At 43.1% G+C, this 23308-nt stretch carries 13 protein-coding genes; 7 read left to right on the top strand and 6 right to left on the bottom strand.

Annotated elements, in window-relative coordinates; genetic code table 11:
- Window positions 1-42: 42 nt before the first annotated feature.
- Window positions 43-2706, bottom strand: coding sequence for a DUF5686 and carboxypeptidase regulatory-like domain-containing protein (locus C4S61_RS03060; RefSeq protein ID WP_103923329.1), 2664 nt, complete (start codon window positions 2704-2706; stop codon window positions 43-45).
- 562 nt (window positions 2707-3268) lie between these two features.
- Between C4S61_RS03060 and C4S61_RS03055 the strand changes: the two genes are divergently transcribed.
- From C4S61_RS03055 to C4S61_RS03025, 7 genes are all read left to right on the top strand, one after another.
- Window positions 3269-6262, top strand: coding sequence for a SusC/RagA family TonB-linked outer membrane protein (locus tag C4S61_RS03055; protein WP_103923328.1), 2994 nt, complete (start codon window positions 3269-3271; stop codon window positions 6260-6262).
- A gap of 19 nt (window positions 6263-6281) precedes the next feature.
- Complete coding sequence (locus C4S61_RS03050) at window positions 6282-7772, top strand: RagB/SusD family nutrient uptake outer membrane protein (RefSeq protein WP_103923327.1); 1491 nt, start codon at window positions 6282-6284, stop codon at window positions 7770-7772.
- 66 nt (window positions 7773-7838) lie between these two features.
- Window positions 7839-11129, top strand: a complete 3291-nt coding sequence (locus C4S61_RS03045; RefSeq protein ID WP_103923326.1) for a VCBS repeat-containing protein — start codon at window positions 7839-7841, stop codon at window positions 11127-11129.
- Window positions 11113-11679 carry a hypothetical protein gene (locus C4S61_RS03040; protein ID WP_235009778.1) on the top strand — a complete coding sequence of 189 codons (567 nt, stop codon included), beginning with the start codon at window positions 11113-11115 and terminating at the stop codon, window positions 11677-11679. Before C4S61_RS03045 ends, C4S61_RS03040 begins: the two co-directional genes overlap by 17 nt.
- Entirely contained in the window at window positions 11676-14975 is a 3300-nt protein-coding gene (locus C4S61_RS03035) for a VCBS repeat-containing protein (protein WP_103923324.1), read from the top strand. The genes C4S61_RS03040 and C4S61_RS03035 overlap by 4 nt, the downstream gene beginning before the upstream one ends.
- An 8-nt stretch (window positions 14976-14983) precedes the next feature.
- Window positions 14984-18244 (top strand): VCBS repeat-containing protein, encoded by a 3261-nt coding sequence (locus C4S61_RS03030; RefSeq protein WP_103923450.1) that lies wholly within the window; start codon window positions 14984-14986, stop codon window positions 18242-18244.
- Between the two features lie 124 nt (window positions 18245-18368).
- Window positions 18369-19724, top strand: coding sequence for a vanadium-dependent haloperoxidase (locus C4S61_RS03025; RefSeq protein ID WP_103923323.1), 1356 nt, complete (start codon window positions 18369-18371; stop codon window positions 19722-19724).
- A 263-nt stretch (window positions 19725-19987) separates the two neighbouring features.
- On the opposite strand, the gene C4S61_RS21770 is transcribed toward C4S61_RS03025, so the two are convergent.
- From C4S61_RS21770 to C4S61_RS03010, 5 genes are all read right to left on the bottom strand, one after another.
- Window positions 19988-20137: a hypothetical protein gene (locus tag C4S61_RS21770; protein ID WP_160111196.1), complete on the bottom strand. Its 150-nt coding sequence runs from the start codon at window positions 20135-20137 to the stop codon at window positions 19988-19990.
- Between the two features lie 174 nt (window positions 20138-20311).
- Window positions 20312-20776: a hypothetical protein gene (locus C4S61_RS03020; protein WP_235009784.1), complete on the bottom strand. Its 465-nt coding sequence runs from the start codon at window positions 20774-20776 to the stop codon at window positions 20312-20314.
- Between the two features lie 11 nt (window positions 20777-20787).
- Window positions 20788-20994, bottom strand: a complete 207-nt coding sequence (locus tag C4S61_RS03015) for a hypothetical protein (RefSeq protein WP_103923321.1) — start codon at window positions 20992-20994, stop codon at window positions 20788-20790.
- Window positions 20995-21292: 298 nt separating this feature from the next.
- Window positions 21293-21418 carry a hypothetical protein gene (locus C4S61_RS22475; protein WP_262495001.1) on the bottom strand — a complete coding sequence of 42 codons (126 nt, stop codon included), beginning with the start codon at window positions 21416-21418 and terminating at the stop codon, window positions 21293-21295.
- 728 nt (window positions 21419-22146) lie between these two features.
- Window positions 22147-23307: a 6-bladed beta-propeller gene (locus C4S61_RS03010; protein ID WP_103923320.1), complete on the bottom strand. Its 1161-nt coding sequence runs from the start codon at window positions 23305-23307 to the stop codon at window positions 22147-22149.
- Between the last annotated feature and the right edge of the window lies 1 nt (window position 23308).

Genomic DNA, 23308 nt, shown 5'->3' with positions numbered 1-23308 from the left:
TTAAAATGATTAATATTCAATCCTCCAAACCTCCCAACTTTTTCAATCCTCAAAGCTCACATTGATAAAGGTCGCTATCCCAAAGAGTGGCCCACTTCGAAGGTATTTCCCATTTTCGAAAGCAACTCCCAGCTCTAATCTGAAGATTCGGAAGAGATTATCCAAGGAATAACCGATCTCGGTGTAGTGTGGAGAGTTTTCGGTTTTCAGGTAATTGATAAAAATATTTTCCCTCAATCCAGAGAATCGCAGCATTGGCAATTGGGTCAACAGGAATTTCCTAAACTGATAATGCGCAATTCCGGAAATGTAACTGGAATTGGTGCTGTACTTGTAATAATCCATTAACCGGAAATTGGACGCCGGACCAAAATTCGAGAACAGGGTACGATTCCCCCCAAAATGCTTGAAGTCCTGAAAATAGACTTGGTCGTTGTTCAGGAATGTTCCCGCAGTCACATTGAAATCCAATTTCCCACTGACTCCAAAGCGGAAATCATGCTTCAAACCAATTTCCAAAAAATCAAACTTTGAGGCATTTTCGGAAGTAGTTAATTCCGGAAAGGCCTTCTGATACAGGAATGTGATCAATGGTGAGCGCTCGTAGTTCGGAGATTTTCTGCCATCACGAATGGAATAGGTAAGTCTAGGCCTCCACTCTAATGCGGTGTTTAATTTTGCGATTTGATGATTTAGAAAAGCCTCCGGCCCGGCCTCTACATTTTCAGGCCGATTTGACGTGTATTCCCTTTCGGGCCTTTTGTACAGTGAATAATTGGAAGTGTTGAACAATTCCCTTCGCTCGGCAAGGGAAAAACTTACCCGATAGGTAAATCCATAATTGATTCGATGGGCCCAATACCCCCTGATAAAATCCTGCTCATACAACTTCATGTAGTTCCTTCTGACAAGCACAGAATAGGCCGCATTGATTTGCTCCTGAATGGGATCTTCGGTGTTGAACTGATAGATAAATCTTCCTCCTTCCAAACCCCATGTTTGGCCGGATTCAGGCTGGGTATGCGACCATCGGAAATCGACTTTGCCATAAAACCGATCACTTGAGAATCCATAACGGAGCTCGGGTTCAATGTTAAAGCTTTTTCGGACACGGTTGACACTATCTGCCAGCTTCACCTCAGAATATTTTCGATAGTACATTCCCAAGCCTACTTTCCAACCCTCCACCGTATTGAATGACATTTTGGTCCAATTTTGACGGAAGCCAACCGAAACTCCTTTTCCAAAATTATACCGTGATCCGTTCATAAAATCCAGGGGCTTGAATTTACTTCTTGCCTTTTTAGCCACCGAATCCACCTCACTCATTTTGGCTGTCTCCACTACTGCCAAGCTATCGTCCCGCTTGTACCCTTCGATCTCTTTCAGCGTCAGGGGCACGGGCCGGATGCTATCCCAATAGTCCAGGCCCCGCTTTTTGGCAAGGGAATCCACGCTGTAGTGGCGCTCGGAGACCACTCCCTGCTTATCTTCAATCTGCTTTTCTTTGATCGCTTCTTTCTCATATTCATTGATCAGCTTCCGGTATTCTTTGCGGGTTTTGGGTTCTTCAGTAGCCAATTGCTCCAAAGCTGAGATTGACTTATCGAATTTTTTCAAGTCCTGAGGGAGTTCTTGGACCTTTTCATCAATAATCTCCGGCACAGCGACCAAATCCGGATTGAGCGTCACCTCATATTCTCTTGTCGATGCGAGGTATTTGAACTCCCCTTCGAATCCAAAAATCTTCCCGCCAAAGGTGTAAGTATGCGTCAGTGGCATCCAGACATTATCTGCCACCGGAGCATATTGTTGCTTGGCCCCGATCTGAAATCCCAACAGTGAGGTCTTCAAATCCAAGCTGTGTATCGCCCAAAGATCCTCTATGATGTAGACGTATCCTTCAAACACCCGCTCTCCCCGTGACCTTGGAGTCACTTTGATTTTGCTGACCATGACATTCTGATCAAAAAAACTTCCCTCGTACTTGAACTTATAATAATTGAACGCATAGCGGGAAAGCGGAGAAACAATCTCATTGATCTGATCCTGATAAAAGGAAGTTTGGATATATGGGGCCGGAGAAGTGCCCTGATTGTCTCCGTTGGTTCGGATAGAAATGACTTTCTCCTCCACTTTATTTGGTAGTGTAAACGTGACACGGGAAACCGACTCAGAAGTGTAGGCCTCATTGAGCTTCAGCCCCTCCTTTTCCAAGGTTTTTTTCATAAAAAATGGGGCATCAGTCAATTGGCCAGTTCCCTTGAGATAGACCGTCATGGCGTATTGCTGCAATTGGAGCCGATGATACTTAGCCTTGGAAATGGCCTTCCTCATAATGGTCAAAGCCGGATCTTCCGCACCCGCACGAACCTCTATTTCACTTAGATTGTAGACTTGAGACTCCAGGCTAAAGTCCAACTCCACCCATTCTTCACGCACCTCTACCGTTTCCAAGACGGATTTATAGCCCAAATACTGCACGATCACATCGTAAAATCCGGGTTTCAGGCGAAATTCATACAATCCGTTTTCATTGGTCGGCACTCCATCTTCGAGATTTCGGATATAGACCGAAGCATAAGCCAGTGGCTCGCCTTCTACTGTATTTACCTTTCCTCTGATTCCCTGTGCGTATGAAAAGTGGGTCATCCCTAAAAAGCACACGATAACACAAAGAATTGTGGTCCTGATTTCTGATTTCATAAAGTTGGTTTATTCACTCCCGAATATACAGATGCAGAAAGCAAGGGATAGGTTGTCTGAAGGTTTTTAAGATGATTTAGGATAGACTATAGCTTGGTAGATTAATTTTCTGGTATAGAAATAAAAGTAAGGATTGTGGCTTAAACTAAAAGGAACACTAAATAACTAAGGTATCAAAAAGTTAACTCCGGATTGACTCGCTTGTTTTCTTTCATCTTTCAAATAAATCATCCTAAAAGATGACTTCTATAAAAATTTTCAAAATGTTGACTCCAAGCTTTAAACAAAGATTTTGAATTCCGATAAAAATTTTCTTTTTTTTAAAAAAAATTGATTTTTTTAAGTTTTTACAAAAGGAAAACGTTTTCCATTAGTGTCGAATTAATGAAATTAACATTTCATTACGTTTTTGTTAAATTTTGTTTTGTTCTGTTGAAAATAGATTTTTAGAAGCAAGAAACTGGATTTCGTTAATAATTGCAAAATCAAAATTTACAATTCACCTTAGACTCGAAATACAAGTACTCATACCTATTTCGATTTTTAAAAAACAAAAAACCCTATGAGAAATTATTTACCAAAACTCAAGACATTGATGCTTGCGTTTGCACTGACTCTCGGTGCAACACTCGCCGCCAATGCCCAAAGTCGCACCATCTCTGGTACAGTGATGGATGCATCTCTTGGAGATCCCGTTCCGGGTGCCACAGTGATCGTCAAAGGCACCACACGGGGAACTGCAACTGACCTGGACGGAAAGTTCACACTTCCTCTCCAGGCAGAGGACCAAGTGCTCGTGATTTCCTTCGTCGGCTATATGACTCAGGAAGTAGAGATCGGTAACCAGACCAACATCACTGTAAATCTTGAAGAGGATATTCAAAGCCTTGAAGAAGCAGTCGTAATCGGTTATGGTTCGCAGGATAAGAAAGAAATCACTTCAGCCGTAGTCGGTGTCAAGCCGGAAGACTTCAACCGGGGTAACGTCAGCAACCCTGCACAATTGCTTCAAGGTAAAGTAGCAGGTCTATCGATCACTCGTCCAGGAGGTAATCCAAACAACGCCTTTAATATACGACTTAGAGGGCTATCCACGTTCGGAGCTAACTCTTCACCTTTGATCGTATTGGATGGTGTCATCGGTGCTTCGCTTGAAAACGTCGATCCTAATGACATTCAGTCCATCGATGTATTGAAGGATGGATCTGCGGCTGCTATCTATGGAGCAAGAGGTTCTTCAGGTGTGATTCTGATTACCACTACAAAGCAAGGAAGCCGAGAAGGAAGTACTAATGTGACGATCAATTCATTCGCTACGGTAGATCAGGCAACTAACCTGATTCCAATCCTTTCTGCTGAGGAATTTGTAGCAAGAGGTGGTACTGACTTCGGCAGCAATACCGATTGGAGAAATGAACTGATCGATGATGCGCTTTCGTACACCACCAACGCCAGCGTTTCCGGAAGCTTTGGTAACTCAAATTACATGGCATCTGTCAACTACCGGGATAACAACGGTATCGTCAACGGTGTAGGAAATGAAAGACTCAACACAAGAATGAATTTTTCTCAGGGAGCATTGAACAACAGATTGAGATTCAACATCAATTTGTCTTTCACCAATCTCGATTCAGAATCAATTAACGACGCGGCATTTAGATACGCAACGATCTACAATCCTACTGCACCGGTATTTGAAAACACAGAAGACGCTCAAAACAGATTCGGCGGCTATTTCCAACGCGATTTGTTTGACTTCTACAATCCAGTGGCCCTAGCTAATCAGCAAAAGTTTGTAGGCGAAACAAAAACTGCTTTGACTTCTTACAGAGTGGAATATGACATCCTTCCAAATCTGACTGCCACCGCACAATATTCCCAAGACAGAAGAAATACACTTTCTGGCGGATTTTGGTCTTTGCAGGATTTTCAGGTAGGTCTAGGTGCTACTGGCTCTGCCGAAAGAAACACCTTTGACCGTAAGCAGCGAATCTTTGAAACCACGCTGAGATACGAGACTGATCTTTCTGACAAATTGAATATGACCCTATTGGGAGGTGCAGGACTTCAATACACAACCAACCAAGGCTTCAATGCACGAGTAAGACAATACCTGTTTGACTTGGGTTGGAATAACCTGGGAGCCGGTGCCATCCGATTGGGCAACAATACCAACGTTTCATCTTTTGCAAACGAAGATCAATTGAACTCCGTGTTCGGTAGAGCTAACTTCAACTGGGATAATATGATTTTCCTTTCAGCTTCAGTTAGAGCTGAGACCTATTCCGGATTTGGTCCAAACAATCAAACCGGTTATTTCCCTGCATTTTCTATCGGTTCAGATTTCACTCAAATCTTCGATATGGGTGTATTCTCCCAATTTAAGCCAAGAGTTTCCTTCGGTGTCACCGGTAACCTTCCTCCCTCTCCTACCTTGGCCTTGGGTGTGTTTGGCAACGGTAACAGAATCGACTTGGACGGTGATCCATTGACTCAAAATGACATCTTCGTTGGTATCAACCAATTCTCCAACCCAAACAGAGATTTGAAATGGGAAACCAAAGAAGAATTGAACTTTGGTGTTGATTTCGGAATGTTTAATAACAAAGTGACCGGTAGTATCGACTACTACACCAGAAATATTTCCGACTTGCTGTTCAATGTACCGGTTGCTACCGGTGCACCCAATCCATTTGATCCGGGACGTTTCAACACAGCAGGTTCTACCTGGGTAAACTTGGCAAACTTGAGAGCAGCAGGTTTTGAATTTGCAGCAAGTGTCAATCAAATCGGAAAAGGTGCACTGAAGTGGACTCCTACCTTCAACTTTACGATCTATGACAAGACTACCATCGAAAGCTTGTCAGCTGGAGAACTTGGATTTGAGGAATTAAGATTTGCTACCCCGGGATCTCCAGGACAGAACAACAACCAAATCATTTACAACCGAGTGGGTCAAAATCTAGGTGATATTTACGGTCCCAGATTAAACGGATTGACCGAAAATGGTGAGTACATCCTTTCCACTACCGACCCGAATGAATTTGAAAAGTTGGGTAATGGTCTTCCAAAAGGAGAATTCGGATTCACCAACAGCTTCATGTACGGCCAGTGGTCCCTAAACTTCTTCCTAAGAGGTGCATGGGGTCATGATTTGTATAATTCCTACAGAGGCTTCTACGAAAACGCTGATGGAGCTTCCAACACCTGGAACTCCGTAGTGACTGCAAAGACTCCAACCAATCCGTTGGTATCCTCCACTCCTACATTCAACAGTTCTGTAGTAGAGGATGCCTCTTTTATCCGCTTGGATAATGCCGAATTGGGTTACAATTTCAAAACCAATTCTCCAAATTTGAGTTCTTTGAGAGTGTATTTCGCGGCTCAGAACTTATTCACCATCACAAACTACACCGGTGTGGACCCTGAAGTGAGAACAAATGACTCCGAAAATGGAGATGCATTTACCTCTGCACTTTCTCCGGGTATCGAGCGTAGAAATACCTACTTCCAGACTCGTTCATTCACACTGGGTGTAACAGTAAACTTTAAATAACCAATCAAATTCTACAGATATGTTAAAATCTATAAGTAAAATCTGTTTGATGCTCCCATTGGTTTATGCCTTGGGCGCATGTCAGGAGCTTGAGCAAGAAGTGTTGGACGGGGTGACTGCGGATGATATTGCAAACAGCAACAATCCGAATTTGATTAACGTTCTCAAAGCTTCTGCTTATTCTCGAATTGTGGGCTCATGGGGAGGTCACAACAGCATCTGGTCTATTTATGAAATATCATCCGACGAAATGGCAATTCCTCAGAAAGGAGCTGACTGGGAAGATGGTGGTCTTTGGCTAAGAATGCATAGACATACTTGGCAGCCATCAGACGAAGCCTTCAACAACTCTTGGAACTATTGCTATACTGCTGTAGGTGAAATCAACAACCTGTTGATCCAATATCCGGATGTTGTTGCTTTGAATGCTGAGTTGAAAGTGTTGAGAGCCTTGGTTTACCTTTGGTTGATTGACTCATTCGGAAATGTTCCAATCATCGAAGAGACTTCTACCGGTGGAAATCCAACCAATAACTCTCGAGCAGAAGTTTTTGCATTCATCGAAAGCTCAATCAAGGAGAATATCGATTTGTTGCCAAAGGAGGACACCAAGACTACAGTGAATTACTACTCAGCTCAGGCCATGTTGGCTAAGCTTTATTTGAACGCTGAAATCTACACTGGTACTGCTAAGTGGGCTGAAGCAGAAGCTGCGGCAGATGAAGTAATCAACAGTGGAGTTTACTCTCTGTCTTCCAACTTCTTTACCAATTTCTCGGAGCGAAACAATGGATCGACAGAGAACATCCTGACCCTACCTTATGATCAGAATAACGCAGGTGGATTTAACCTTCCTCAGATGACGTTGCACTATTTAAGTCAAAACACTTATAACCTTCAGGAACAACCTTGGAATGGCTATGCGTCTTTGGAAGAATTCTACAATAACTTCGATGACGATGATGTTCGTAAAAATTCCTTCTTGGTAGGCCCTCAATTTGCATCTGACGGAAGCAGATTGAATGATATTTCTGCAGAAGCCGGTGATCCGGATGGACAGCCATTGACCTTCACTCCAGAGATAAATATGCTCGCTCCCAATGCATTTAGACAAGCAGGGGTAAGAGTAGGTAAGTTTGAATTTGCCATGGGTGCTGCTTCCAGTTTAAACAATGATTATCCTTTGATCCGCCTTGGTGACATCATTTTGATCAAAGCTGAAGCAGCTTTCCGTCAGGGAAAAACTGCCGATGCACTTACTGCGATCAATCAGGTAAGAACAAGAGCGGGTATGCCAGCGTATACTTCGCTTACGTTGGATACCATCTTCGAAGAAAGAGGTTTTGAAATGTTTGCCGAAGCTAGCCGTAGAACTGACATGATCCGTTTCGGTAAGTGGAATCAGCCATGGTGGGAAAAAGGACAGTCTGAGCCATTCAGAGCGCTGTTCCCAATTCCTCAACAGGCAATCAATGCTAACCCAAGCTTGGTACAAAATCCGGGTTATTAATAGAATTTAAATTAATTTTGAAAGGAAGTGTGCCTCGGTACACTTCCTTTTTTTTACCCAAAGCCCATGAAGCGAAGAAACACGCTAATCCTTCTGTTTCTTTCCCTTTATTCCTGCAAACAGGAAGAAAAAAATACTGATTCGCTATTCCGTCTATTAACACAGGAACAAACCGGAATCACATTCAGAAACGACCTCACTTACACCGAAAAAGTCAATCCTTATACTTTTCGAAATTTTTACAACGGAGCCGGAGTGGCTTTGGGTGATATCAACAAGGACGGTCTCGTGGATATTTTTCTGGCAGGAAATCAAACCTCCAACCGACTTTACCTCAATCAGGGGAATCTACAATTCAAAGACATTACTGATCAGGCAGGATTAAATTCCAGTGGCTTTTGGTCTACCGGAATCAGCATGGCAGACATCAATGGCGATGGCTTGTTGGATATCTATGTATGCAAATCCGGGCCTCAAGGCGGAAAAAAGCGGCATAACGAGCTTTATATCAATAACGGAGACCTCACATTTACGGAGAAATCCAAGGATTTCGGACTTGCAGAAGAACGCCTCAGTCAGCATGCCGTATTTTTTGATTTTGACAAAGACGGAGATCTGGATATGTATCTCCTCAGCAACTCAGGCCGATCTGTCGGGATTTTTGACCTTCGCGAGGGACAACGGGAGATTCGGGATCCCGATGGGGGAAATAAGCTGTTCAGAAACGACGGTGAAAAATTCACAGACGTATCCGAAGAAGCGGGAATTTATGGAAGTTCAATTGGGTATGGTTTGGGTGTAACCGTCGCCGACCTGAACGATGACAACTGGCCGGATCTGTATGTATCCAATGATTTCTTTGAGCGGGACTACCTCTACCTCAATAATCAAGACGGAACATTTTCAGAGGTTTTGACAGAACTGCTACCTGAGATCAGCATGGGAAGTATGGGGGCCGACATAGCCGATCTGAACAATGACGGTCGACCTGACATTTTTGTAACCGAAATGCTTCCAAATGAGCTCGCACGTGTCAAAACCAAAACTCCATTTGAGGAATGGGACAAGTATCAATCCAGCGTGAAAGCAGGTTACCACCATCAGTTTACCCGGAATACCCTTCAGCGAAATCTTGGCTTCAGACCCGGAACCAAAACCCCGGTTTTCTCCGAAGTCAGCCGGATGGCAGGAGTCGAAGCCACAGACTGGAGCTGGGGAGCCTTGATATTCGACATGGATAACGACGGGAGAAAGGATATTTTCGTCGCAAATGGAATTGTAAAGGACCTCACAGATTTTGACTTTGTAGACTTTTATGTCAACAATCAGGAAAAAGTGAAAGGCTTCAGGGAGGATTCTGTTTTATTGACCAAAATGATCGATGCTTTTCCTTCCAATCCCCAAGCTAACTTCCTATTCAAAAACCTCGGGAACTGGAATTTTGAAAATCTCTCCCAAAGCACAGGATTGGATCAACTTACCTTCAGTACAGGTTCGGCCTATGGCGATCTGGACAACGACGGGGATTTGGATTTGGTCATCAACAACCTTAACGGACCAGTCTTTCTCTACCAAAACACCACCTCCGAAACTAAGCGTGGGAATTACTTAAGCATCGAACTTGGAAGTGCCTTTGGGTCAAAAGTCATGGCTTTTTCAGAAGATCAAACATTCTTTCAGGAATACCAGCCCGTCAAAGGCTACATGTCCTCTGTTGATCCTCGAATTCATTTTGGATTGGGAAAGGCTGAAAAGTTAGACTCTATCCAAATCCTTTGGCCGGATGGTAAAATCCGAACTTTGAAGGAGGTCAGAGCAAATCAGGCTTTAACCCTATCGCCCGAGCCAGATGATAAAATTCAACAATCCATTTCGCAGGTTGAGAATCAGTTGCTCCTTCTTAAGGAAACACAAATTCCTTTCCGCCATCAGGAAAGTGATTTTGTGGACTTTGACCGGGATCGACTGCGTTTTTGGATGATCAGCAATGAAGGCCCAAAAGCTGCCAAAGCAGACGTCAACGGAGATGGCTTGGAGGATCTCTTTATCCCTGGTGCGAAAGGTCAAACTTCCGCGCTATTACTCCAAAGCGCCTCAGGAGAGTTCCGAAACATTCAGCCTGAACTTTTCGAAATCGACGCCATAGCCGAAGACGTAACCGCGCATTTTTTCGATGCAAACGGCGACGGCAAAGCGGATCTTATCGTGGGAAGCGGTGGAATCGAGTTTGGAGATAATTCCGGTAACTATTCTGACAGGCTTTACCTCAATGACGGCCATGGGACTTTCCAAAAATCGCCTCAGGTCTTCTCTCCCACTCCGACTTCGTTTATTTTATCAAGCGATCTAGACAATGACGGGGATCAGGATTTGATCATCGGTTGTCGGGCTGTGCCTTTTGGCTATGGAATCCCTTGTGGACTTCAAATCTGGGAAAACGACGGCAAAGGGAATTTTACAGAAATCACCAGTAGCTTAAATGCTGAGCTTTTACAGCTTGGCATGCTGACTTCAGGAGCATTAGCTGATTTGGATGGAGATGGAAAGGATGAAATCATCATCGCAGGGGAATGGATGCCGATTCGGATTTTTGCTTTCCAAGATGGAAAACTCATCGAAAAAAGTTCTGATTTTGGATTTGAGAAAACCAGAGGATTATGGAATTGTCTATTGGTCGAAGACGTGAATGGAGACGGAAAACCTGATATTCTGGCCGGAAATCACGGATTAAATTCAAGGCTTCGAACCAATCCCAACTCCGAACTCCGAATGATCATCAACGATTATGATCAGAACGGAACGTTGGATCACATTCTATCCAATTACGAAAATTCAAAAAGCATTCCTCTGGTTCTCAAGCCTGCACTTATTCGTCAGATTCCCAGCCTCAGAAAACAGCTACTAACCTATGAATCCTATCAAAACAAATCTTTGGAGGAGCTTTTCCCCCAAGCGATTTGGGCAAATTCCTTAACTTTGCAGGCTGATATGCTGGAAACTAGCCTTTGGATAAATGAGGGTCAAGGGAAGTTTTTACCTGCTGCCCTCCCCATCGAAGTCCAATCCGCCCCGGTCTATTCGATCACTGCACTTGATGGAGATTTAGGAAGCCCTTATTTGATTTTCGGAGGAAACCAAAGTCGCATCAAACCCGAACTTGGTAGCCAAATGGGGAGCTATGGCTGGGTGCTGAAGCCCGAAGGTAAAAATCAATGGATCGCACTCCTACCTCAGGAAAGCGGGTTATTTGTGCCGGGAGAAATCCGTCAAATATTCCAAATCAATATTGAAAACAAACCCAATTTAGTAGTCCTAAGAAACAATGATACGCCACTGGTTTTTGAAATACGTTACTAGTTTATTTCTATTCCCTCTCCTTTTCTCATGCCAGTCGGAATATGAGCAGCTGGAGCGAAAAGAACTCAATTCGGGCAAGCAAGTCAATGACCTGTTTTTTGGTCTGGAGCTTGGAATGGATCGAAAGACTTTCTTTGAAACCTGCTGGGAACTGAATAAGCAAGGGAAACTATCCAATGGACCGACCGAACTTTCGGTTGAATATAAAGCAGAAATGGCATCGGGAAATCCTGCCCGAATGCGCTTTTATCCAAAATTCGAGCAGGACAAAATCTACCTCATGCCTATTGAATTTAGCTATGAGGGTTGGGCCCCATGGAATGAGGAACTGACAGTCGAGAAGCTCCGGGAAGATGTCGTTAAGCTTATGGAAGAGTGGTATGGTCCGGGATTCATCGAAGTCAGCAATGAAGATAAATCCCAAATTGTCTTTGTGAAAATGGACGGAAACCGCAGAATCCGGATTTTCAAAAAGCACATTTCAGCAGTAAGAGTCGAGATCTCGGACCTTCCGGTGGAGAAAAAATTAAAAGAAGGCAAAAATTCATGAGAGTAATACTTCCCTATCTTTTCTTTCTGAGTTTTCTGTTTTCCTGTCAAAAAGACCCAACCAAAGTTCTTACGCTTTATCAGGAAGTGGCAGCCGATACCTCAGGAGTTGACTTTCGCAACGACTTAAGTTTCGATGAGGATTTCAATGTCTTCACTTACCGAAACTACTACAACGGAGGTGGTGTGGCTATCGGAGACATCAATAATGACGGATTTGCCGACCTCTATTTTACCGCCAACTTAGGCCCGAATAAGCTTTACTTAAACAAAGGGGACTTCAAGTTTGAAGACATCACCGAAACTGCCGGAGTGGCCGGAACTCGTGCCTGGAGCACCGGAGTGGCTATGGCGGATGTGAACGGCGATAGCTTTCTGGATATTTACGTCTGCAATTCAGGGGATATTTCCGGAGACAACAAGCAAAACGAGCTCTTTATTAATCAGGGAGATGGTACATTTATCGAAATGGCCGAGGAATATGGCTTGGCCGATCAGGGGTTTTCCACGCATGCCGTATTCTTCGATTATGATAAAGATGGTGATTTGGACGTCTATCTGTTGAACAACTCCTACCAGGCTATTGGAAGCTTTAACAAAATGCAAAACGAGCGTCCAAACAGAGATCCCGTCGGTGGAGACAAACTCTTCCGAAATGATGGCGGAAAATTCACCGATGTGTCAGAAGAAGCCGGAATCTATGGCTCTATCATCGGTTTTGGCTTGGGCATCACCATCGGCGATGTCAATCAGGATACTTGGCCGGATATTTTTATTTCGAATGACTTCTTCGAAAAAGACTACCTCTACCTCAACAATCAGGACGGAACTTTCACGGAATCACTCGAAAGCTCCATGCGATCGATCAGCGCGGCATCCATGGGAGCTGATATTGCAGATATCAATGGTGATGGGTTACTGGATATTTTTGTTACCGATATGCTTCCTGAACCGCAGACCAGACTGAAGCAGGTCACGACTTTTGAAAATTGGGACAAGTTTCAGTTCAACAAGACCCACGGCTACCACTATCAGTTTTCCCGAAACATGCTTCACGTCAACAATGGTGACGGGACTTTCAGTGAAATGGGTCGTCTTGGCAATGTGGAGGCGACTGACTGGAGTTGGGGCGCGCTGATGTTTGACATGGACAATGACGGCATGCGGGACATTTTTGTAGCCAATGGAATTTATCAGGACATCACAGACTTGGATTACCTCAACTTCATCGACGATGAGCAGACCAAAAGCCAAATCATCTCCGAGGGCGGTGTGAATTACAAAGCACTCATTGATCCCATTCCGGTCAATCCCATTCCCAATTATGCTTTTCATAATTTGGGAGAACTGAAATTTGAAAACAAAGCAGAAGCCTTTGGGCTTAGTCAGCCGATCCACTCCAACGGCGCGGCCTATGGAGACTTGGACAATGACGGGAACTTGGATCTGGTAGTCAATAATGTGAATCAACCGGCCCAAATCTTCAAAAACCAAGGAAAAACACTCAATCCCAATAATCATTCGCTTCAGGTTAAACTCATCGGAAAAGGACAAAACACCCAAGCGATCGGTGCGCAAATCCGGATGACCGCGGGAGACCAAATCTTCTATGCCGAGCAAATGCCCAATCGGGGATTTCAATCCTCAGTAGACCCAAAAATTACAATTGGTTTAGGCACACTGGAACAAGTTGATTTAATCCAAATCCTTTGGCCTGACGGCAAATACACCGAACTGAAGGACCAAGTCACGAATCGGCTACTGGAGGTAAAATGGGAGGAAGCAAGCGATCTTCAGGAAGGGAAATCCTTTTTTGAAACCAAAATAGCTCCACAGTTCATTAAGGCAGAAAACTCCAATTTGGAATATATCCATACCGAAAATGCTTTCGTAGACTTTGACCGGGATCGACAGACTTACTTTATGTTTTCCACGGAAGGACCGGCTTTTGCCAAAGCCGACGTGAATGGAGATGGGCTCGATGACCACTTTTTTGGCGGAGCTAAAACATTCCCGGCAAAACTCTTTCTTGGTGATCCTTCGGGAAAATTCAAAGAAAGCCCTCAGGAAGCCTTTTTAGCCGATGCACTTTCAGAAGATACGGATGCCGTTTTCTTTGATGCAGATGGAGATGGAGACCTCGATTTGTTTGTCACTTCCGGTGGCAATGAATCCGGTTTCGGTTCTCCGGATTTGGCAGATCGGCTTTACCTGAATGATGGAAAAGGAAATTTCAACAAAAAAAGTGTACCCGGACTTTCTACCGTTTTCAGCAGCAGCAGTACTGTCAAACTGATCGACATCAATGATGACGGAGCCATGGATCTGTTTGTCGGAGGAAGACTTGTACCCTTTACCTATGGCGCCCCTGCGAGCAGTCAACTCTGGATCAACGATGGCATGGGAAACTTTGCAGAGCAATCGGCCACACTGGCACCAGCACTGAAGGACCTGGGAATGGTGACCGACGCCCAGGTGGTGGATTGGGATGGAAATGGGAAAATGGATCTGGTCGTAGTGGGAGAATGGATGGCTCCGACATTTTTCAAAAACACGGGAGGCAAGTTGGAGAAAACAGAAATGCCAAACCTAGCCAATCTCAAAGGCTGGTACAGAACCATCGAAATCGGTGATTTTAACGGAGATGGATTACCGGATATGGCCTTGGGAAATCATGGATTAAATACCCGATTCAAAGCATCAGCCTCCTCACCGGTGAGTTTGTTTTTAAATGACTTTGACCAAAACGGATCAATTGAGCACATTTTCACGCAAAATGTGGATGGCGTACAGATACCGTACACGCTCAAGCATGAACTGGAAAGACAAGTCCCCGGGATTAAGAAAAAATACATTCGGTACTCGGATTACAACAACAAAGGGCTGAATGACATCTTCCCAAAAGAAATTACCGATCAATCGATTATTCAGGAAGTCAATAGTTTTGAATCGGGTGTATTGATGAATCTCGGAGGAGGAAACTTCGAATGGAAACCATTTCCCCGGTTTGCACAGCGGTCCTGGACTTTTGCCATACAGGTTTTGGACATCAATGAAGACGGAATCCCTGATTTGATTTTGGGTGGAAATCTCGCTCAGGTCAAACCAGAAATCGGAAAGTTTGACGCAAGCTATGGGGACGTCCTGATCGGAAAAGGCGATGGGACATTCACCTTCAGTCCGAATTATCAGAATGGATTGAAGCTTGAGGGCGACGTGCGGGAATTTGCCCTTTTGGGAGAAAAACAGATTCTGGTGGTGAAAAACAGCGCAGCTGCTGAAATTTGGAAGTACTGATGCGTCGAATGAAATTAAAATTCACCTGGATTTTAGGGCTTGGGGTTTTACTTTTTTCCTGCAAAAAAGAAATCTCCACGGATACCCCTCCTTTATTTTCACTTCTCCCGGCTGAAAAAACAGGAATCACCTTTCAAAATCAGCTGACCTCCACCCCAGAAAACAACATCCTCGAATACCTCTACTTCTACAATGGAGGCGGTGTGGCCGCAGGTGACATCAATGGAGACGGATTAGTCGATTTGTACTTCACCGGCAATCAAGTCCCAAACAAACTTTACCTCAACAAGGGGAATTTCCAGTTTGAAGACATTACTGAATCTGCCGGAGTAAGCGGTGACGGCGGCTGGTCCACCGGTGTCACAATGGCTGATGTGAATGGAGATGGATTATTGGATATCTACGTCTGTCAGGTAGGAAATCTGCCTGGAATCGACGGAAAAAATAAACTCTACCTCAATCTCGGGGAGGGGAAGTTTCGGGAGGCAGCGGCTGAATTTGGGCTTGATTTCAGGGGCTACAGCACGCATGCCGTGTTTTTCGATTACGATCGGGATGGAGATTTGGATATGTACCTACTCAATCACAACGTCAAATCACCTGAGGTTTTTGCCAAAGCGGGAGCTCGGGAGAAGATCGATCCTAGTGGGGACAAACTCTTTAAGAATTTGGCCTCAGAGGGTAAAATAGGTTTTGAAGTTGTAACAGAAGAATCCGGAATTTTCTCCAGCATTCTGGGATTTGGTTTGGGAGTCAGCGTGGAAGACTTCAATGGGGACGGCTGGCTCGATATTTATGTTTCCAATGATTTTACCGAAAATGATTACCTGTACCTCAACCTTCAAAATGGCACTTTTCGCGAGGCGCTGAATGAATTCATCTCCAACACGAGTCGCTACAGCATGGGCAATGATGCTGCCGATCTGAATGGGGATGGGTTGCCGGAGATTTTTACCACAGACATGCTCCCAGAAGATCCGGAAATCTGGATGAAATCAGTCGGGGAAGACAAGGCGGAAGTCTATCAGGTCAAGGAACAATTCGGCTATCAGGATCAATATGTGCGGAATCACCTGCAGCTGAATCAGGGAGAGCAAGGCTTTGCAGAAATCGCCCTTTTCGCGGGTGTTCACGCTTCGGACTGGAGTTGGTCACCCCTGATTTTCGACATGGACAATGACGGGTTTGCCGACATTCACGTGACCAACGGGATCGTGAAGCGGCCCAACGACCTGGACTTTATCCAATACAGTCAGGAAGCAGATCCTAATCTCAGCATGGAAGAACTTCGAAAAAGGCAGATTGACATGCTTCCAAGTCTGAAAATCTCGAATTTCGCCTGGAAAAATCAGGGAAATCTACAGTTCAAAAACGAAGCAAAAGCCCTGGGATTGGATCAGGAAAGCTATTCCAATGGTTCCCTTTATGCCGATTTGGACAATGACGGCGATTTGGATTTAGTCATCAACAACTTGGATCAGGAAGCTTTTGTATATCAAAATCAAAGCGAAAAATCCGGGAATAACTTTCTCAGAATCGATTTAAAAGGCGAGGATCAAAATTCGTTTGGAATTGGAGCACAGGTGATCTTTTACTCCCAAAATCGGAAATGGTCACAGCGACTCAGCACCAGTCGGGGCTTCCAGTCGGGCCCTTCCACCACCTTGGTATTTGGATTGGGAAAAACTAAAGGTATTGACTCCATTCAGGTCAACTGGCCCGATGGCAAGGCTGAAATTTTTCCTAAAACATTGACAAATCAACTGATTACACTGTCTCAAAACCAGGGAAAACCAGCAATTTTGAGCGCTTCTGCTTCCTCCGATGAGGTAGCACTTCCATTCATCAACTGGACGCATCAGGAAAAAGATGATGTAGATTTTATCAAACGGGAGTATTTGGCTCCAAAGACTTTTGCCAGAATGGGTCCTGCTTTGGCAGTTGCCGATGTAAATGGGGACGGTTTGGATGACTTCTATGTAGGCGGAGCTAAAGATCAGTCCGGGGCATTTTTCATGCAAAAAGCAGAGGGAACATTTGAAGAAATATCGAATCCCATGTTTGCGCAGTTGGCCAAGGCAGAGGATGTAGTTGCTGAGTTTGCGGATTTCAACGGGGATGGATTTTTAGATTTGTTTGTTGGGAGCGGTGGAAACGAATACGAATCCGGCAATCTGTTCAATTTTGACCGGATCTTCTTTGGTGACGGCGCCGGTAATTTCAGATTTTCGATGAATTCCCTCCCGCCTATCGGCGAAAATACCGCTACCATTGCCATTCATGACGTGGACGGAGATGGAGACTTGGACTTATTTGTGGGTAGCTCAGTCAAAAGTGGAGACTTTGGAGCTAGTCCAAAAAGCAGCTTGTTGATCAATCAGGGAAATGGGCAATTCAAAGACGAAACCGAAGCTTGGTTTGGTCTGAATATCGACCTTGGAATGGTTAACTCCGCCGATTGGGCCGATCTGAATAAGGATGGTAAGGCAGAACTGCTCCTCAGCGGCGATTGGCAGGGCGTTCGGGTTTTTGAGCTTTCCCCGGAAAAGAAATTAAGCGAAATCCAACCAAAAGGGTTGGAATACGGCGCAGGTTGGATCAACACGATCAAAGTCGCCGACATCAACGGAGACGGAAGGATGGATATTTTGACAGGAAATCTTGGGTTAAACAGCAAGCTTAAGGCTTCTAAGGAAAAACCGGTTTGGCTCTATCATCATGACTTTGACGGAAATGCACAGGCCGATCCGGTTATTTTCCACTATATGGGAGAAAAGCTGGTTCCTTTAGCCACTAGAGATGATTTAATCAGACAAATTCCGGGAATTAAGCGAAATCACATCTCCTATCAAGACTACTCCAAAATAAGCACGCCTGCTGACCTTTTCTCAAAGGAAGAAATAGCACAAGCTCGAAAACTTCCTGCATACGAATTCCGATCCGGGGTTTATTTTCAGCAAGGGGATGGGAGTTTTGAATTTGTGCCTTTTCCCGCAGAGGCACAATGGAGTCCAATTTTCACTATTGAAGTGGATAAGGAGTCTGGTAGGATTTACTTAGCTGGCAATTCCTCGGATTTTAGAGTGGATCTTGGCAAGTCCATGAACCTTGAAATTCTGACTTACCAATGGAGTCAATCTGGCTTTATAGAACTTCCAAAAGTTAAAGGTCAGAAAGCTGAAGTCAGAAAGCTGAAATCTGTCAGGACAAAGCGCGGTACTTCAATCCTCGGTGCCCAAAACAATGGTCCGCTGATGTGGATCCAATAAAAACATGAGGCAAATCATTTGCCATTGAATGCCTTATAGTTAGATTTGAAAACTCATGTAAGTTGATAAAACCCAATCGCCCGCCAGGGAAAATCGATCGTCAACTTAAAAATGAAAATTAACTATGCGTACCCTTAAATTAATTTGTCTTACGCTAATTCTAAGCCTTGCCTTTTCGGCATGTCAGGAACCTGTAGATTACAGCAATGCAATCAGCGATGGGCAGTATTTTCACCGTGCACAAAATCGGGTCACAGAAGTCATCATTCATGACATCTTCTCGCCCCCTGTAGCTGTTCGGATTTATTCCTACGCTTCGCTTGCAGCCTATGAGGTAGTCGCCGCTACCGATCCTGCTAATTATGCTTCCTTGATGGGGCAATTGAACGGATCGGAACCGATTCAGATGCCTGTACCGGAAAATGTTTATCCACCTTTGGCAGCCTTAGCGGCCTACTATCAGGTGGGTACTACCCTGATCTTTTCGGAGGAAAAAATGAATGAGCACCGGGATGCTGTTTTTGCTGAATTGCAGGAAAAAGGCATTCCCGAAGAGGTATTTGAAGCTTCGGTCAACTATGGTAGAGAAGTTGCCTCAAAGGTTTTGGCGTATGCCAAGAAAGACAACTACCACGAAAGTAGGTCTTTCCCAAAATACAGCGTAGTCAATCAGCCAGGAACTTGGCAACCTACGCCTCCTGCTTACATGGAGGCCATTGAACCGCATTGGAATAAGATTCGAACCTTTGTACTGGATTCTGCGGCCCAGTTTAAAATTGCACCTCCCCCGCCTTACTCTACTGATCCTTCCTCGGAGTTTTACAAGCTGGCCAAGGAAGTCTACGATGCAAAGCAAAACGCGACCCCCGAAGAAACGGCAATAGCCATGTTTTGGGACTGCAACCCTTACAAAATGAATGTCAAAGGCCATGTAATGTTTGCAGAAAAGAAAATCACGCCCGGTGGACATTGGATGGGAATCGCTTCGATCGCGTCTGCTGCAGCCGGAAAAGACTGGAAAGGTACCGTGGAAGCCTTGGCACTGACGGGAATTTCACTCAATGAAGCCTTTATCGCCTGCTGGGATGAAAAGTACCGAAGCAAACTGATCCGTCCCGAGACCTATATCAACCAATACATCGATGAGGATTGGGTGCCGCTATTGCAGACCCCACCTTTTCCTGAGCATACCTCTGGACACAGTGTCGCGTCTACTGCAGCTGCCTATACACTAACGCAACTTTTCGGAGATGAATTACCGATCGTAGACAGTACAGAAGTTGCCTATGGGCTTCCTATCCGGGAGTTTAAAGGCTTTACCCAAATGGCCCAAGAAGCTGCCATCAGCCGATTCTATGGAGGAATCCACTACATGCCCGCCATCACGGAAGGTAGTAAACAGGGAAAACAGGTCGGAGAATGGATATGGAAGAAGGTATCGACCAAGCCGGATCGGGTAGCGATGTTAGAAAGACGCTAGATAATTGACACAAGATTTTAGACAAGGAAATCTGAAAACTGAAAGAAACAAGAGCCTAGAATCAAGAAACAAGAGAAATCCCGAGGCGGTGGCTTCGGGATTTTTTTTCTCATTTTTCTAACCATTAAGAAGATTAAGAGCATTTAGACCTAAAGCTTAGCGCTTCATTTTGCACTTTTAATTCAACTCATAATGCCTTGAACTGTACAGGAGATTTGATCTCCAAAACTTAATTCTCTTAATTCCCTTAATGGTAAAAACCATTATTCCACATTCAACTCAAATTCCAGTACAAAAACCATAGCTTCAGGATTGGCTAAAATCGCTTTCTCCAAATCTGAACCAGCAAATGCAGGATCTTCCCGGTTCAATTGATCAGTACTTACCAAAGCGACAAACCGGGATCCATTCACTCCGATGACTTTGGGGAATGGTTGATTTTCAAAACTCAGGTCGTTTTTAAGGTTTTCAAAGCGAAATGTGCTTCCCTTCCCTTCGGAGGATAAGGCTAGTTTAGGAGAATCCTGAATAAAATAAAGGAAAATAAACTGCTCAGGGGTGGTTTCAAATATGGAAAAAAATGAGGGCTAGTTTCTCAAGGTTTCACGATATTGATTGAAGCCACTTTGATCCTGGACAAAATTGGTGTTGGTGGGTTTTTTCACCAACTCTCCCTCATATTCCATACCGCTGAATGGCTCAACAACCCCATTATCCACACGGATAATTTCCGGGTTAAATGATGAATTAAAGAGCACGCGAACCTCATTTCCATCCACCAATTTGTGGAAGGGTTTTGGAGGACTCATTAAAAATTCAATAGAATTGGGAAAGTGTGAGGAAATCAACTTTCCCCTTTCATCCACAAAGGCTAAAGTATTATCCTGTCCGCCTCCCGTCAGTCCAACAAAACCCGTTTTTGTCTTGGCAAAGCGTCGAAAGGGAACTTCCAGTTTGATAGGATCAAGTTGTTGAAAAGTGCCCAATAAATAGGAAATAGGAACGATTTTTCGGCCAATTCCATCCAAGATATAGAGAACATCCCCATCCAGCCAAAAATCATTTACGGCACGAACTTCCTGTGGGCTTTTCCCTTCTTAAGCGGAATCTCGAGTGCTTTTCCGGTATTCTTATCAAAGGCATATACAGATTGAGAGAAGGTAAAGTCCCCAAGTAAAATAAGCTCATCCGAAAAATCGATCCGATCCGCTTCAAAGGGAATAAGTATAGGTTCTCCGACTAGTGGTCTGAACTCAACATTCTTAACCAAAGAACTTATCGTGCGATTTTCAGAGGATTCAGGAGGGAATTACTAAGTATGGTTCATTCTTATCATTCGTTTTACAAGAACAAAAAATAGTAAGAATGAATATATTTATAATCCAAAAGGGCTTAAACATAGTATTAAGGCAAATATCTAAAAGATGAAATATCCTCCTTGGCTATTAACCAAGGAGGAAAACAGTTTTAAGGACAAGTGGTAGACTCGCCACAAACACAGCTACAGCTCACACCAGTTCCATTTTGATGACAAACTTAGCGCGATGAACCAGTGAAAATATTACAAATTAGGATTTCAACCTTACAATCGAAACCCCCACACTCCCGTCACCAGCCATTCCTTGAGCTTTAGTATTGGTACTACTGAAAGCAAGCGACCCCAAAAAGGCCAATCCAATTAATACCTTTTTCATGTTTTTAAAGAGTTAGAATTGATTAAAAAGCTTTTGGCCAAAAACGGCTTCATCTTGAAGCTGAAACTAATTTAATAACCTAGTCACAGGGATGCAAGATCTAGTTTAAAAAACTATTTGAAAAATACTTAAACGGCATTTTTTTTTTGAACGGTCACTTTTACACATTCATCTTAATCAACCCTGTCTAAGCAGAAAGTTTGGGGTAAAAAAGCTTTAGTTTTTCTCTATGCTCTCAATTAGGTTGGTATAGGGAACAACCCCTGAGAATCTTTAAATCAATATTTCTTTTTCCCAAAACTCTCCATGGTAAAATCGCTTTCCTGAATGAAATTTATCTTGTTGCGCTGGCACTTGCATTTCGGTTCCTAATGAGCATTTTGCGCCAGCGCAGGGAATGGTGGAAACGCTCAAATCCAGGGGTTAAAACCCCTGGCTATTCCATGTCGCCCATTCAGAGCTTTGTGGTGAAAAAACAAAAAGCTTTAGCTTTTCTCTGTGGTCTCTAAAAAGTTAAATATGAAATCGCAACAAAGGTACTCAGGAAATAATGCCCCTTGAAATCTACTTTTCTCCGTGGCCTCTGTGACAAAAGTTGCGGAAATATCCAAAAGCGGGGCTTCAATAGTTTTGATTTTGGAATATCAAACTTCTTTAAATTTTTTTTGATGACGGCATTATACTTACCCTAAGGAAAACCTTAAATTCATTTTCCAGCAACATTATTTTTAATCAAATTCAATTTGAGAAGGATCCTTCATTTTTAATAATAATAATATCATTTGATCTTCAAATGGTAGATTAAGATCGATAGCATTTTTAAAATTTACACTTGTGTTTTCAATATCTATTAAACTCAGATAATCAGGATCTATAACATTGAAAAAAATACTACCCTTCAAATTGGAGTGTTTGAATAAATTAAAGTTATCAAAATCATTGTATAAAGACTTTGAAGAAATATATTTGTTCAATTCAGGAAAGAAATAATAACACATGCTCAACATTTTATTATTTTCAAAGTGAACATAGTTAAACGATATAACATCCTCCGATATTAATAAATTATCAATGGCAGTAGAAAATGAACTTTCCGAGGAATATTCATGTATTTCATCTACAGACATTAGTTGTTTGGTTAGTGGAAATTGGAACTGTACTAGTATTTTATTTGTTAATAGATTGTCTTCAACAGAGTACTTATAAATCGTATCATTATAGGATTGTATAAAAAGTATTTCTTTATTTGAATCTAGAAAAGATATCCCTCTTGTCTGAGATTTACTGTCTGTCCCTCTTCTTAGGATAGCTGAAAATTCTATTTGACCATTATTCCATATCAACAAATTATCAGTTAAATTCTCTGAATTAAGCACATTATCCTGAGCCGTATATATCAAATATTTCCTATTGTTTATTTTTACAAAATTTTCAAAAAACAAACCAATCCTAAAAGATTCAATAAAATTTAAATCTCTGTCATATGTGATAATCTTTTGTCCCACCTTATCATAGAGCTCTATCCTTTGATTTTTTTGGTCTACGATAAATCTATGGAGATATTGATATTCTTCGGGACCTTCTCCTGATTTACTTAAAAAACCTAATAAATTCCCATCGCTTGAGAATTTAAAAATCGCTCCCATGGATTTGTCCATTATAAAGATCTCATCATCTATAAATTCCAATTGATCAACTCTCGATGGATATAAAGTACCATTTCCTCTAAGCCTTAAGTATTCAACGCTCTCAAAAATGGTCGAAACTTTTAATTTCTCACTACCCAGAGGTACATGTAGTACCTCTGGTGTGAAAGTTGATAATTCATCTTCGTTCTTGTCACAAGAAAAAAAAGAAAGAATTATAAATAAATAAATTAATCTACTCATA

This window comes from Algoriphagus boritolerans DSM 17298 = JCM 18970, assembly GCF_900108085.1.
Taxonomy (GTDB): Bacteria; Bacteroidota; Bacteroidia; order Cytophagales; family Cyclobacteriaceae; genus Algoriphagus; species Algoriphagus boritolerans.
This window is presented reverse-complemented; position numbering and strand designations above follow the sequence as displayed.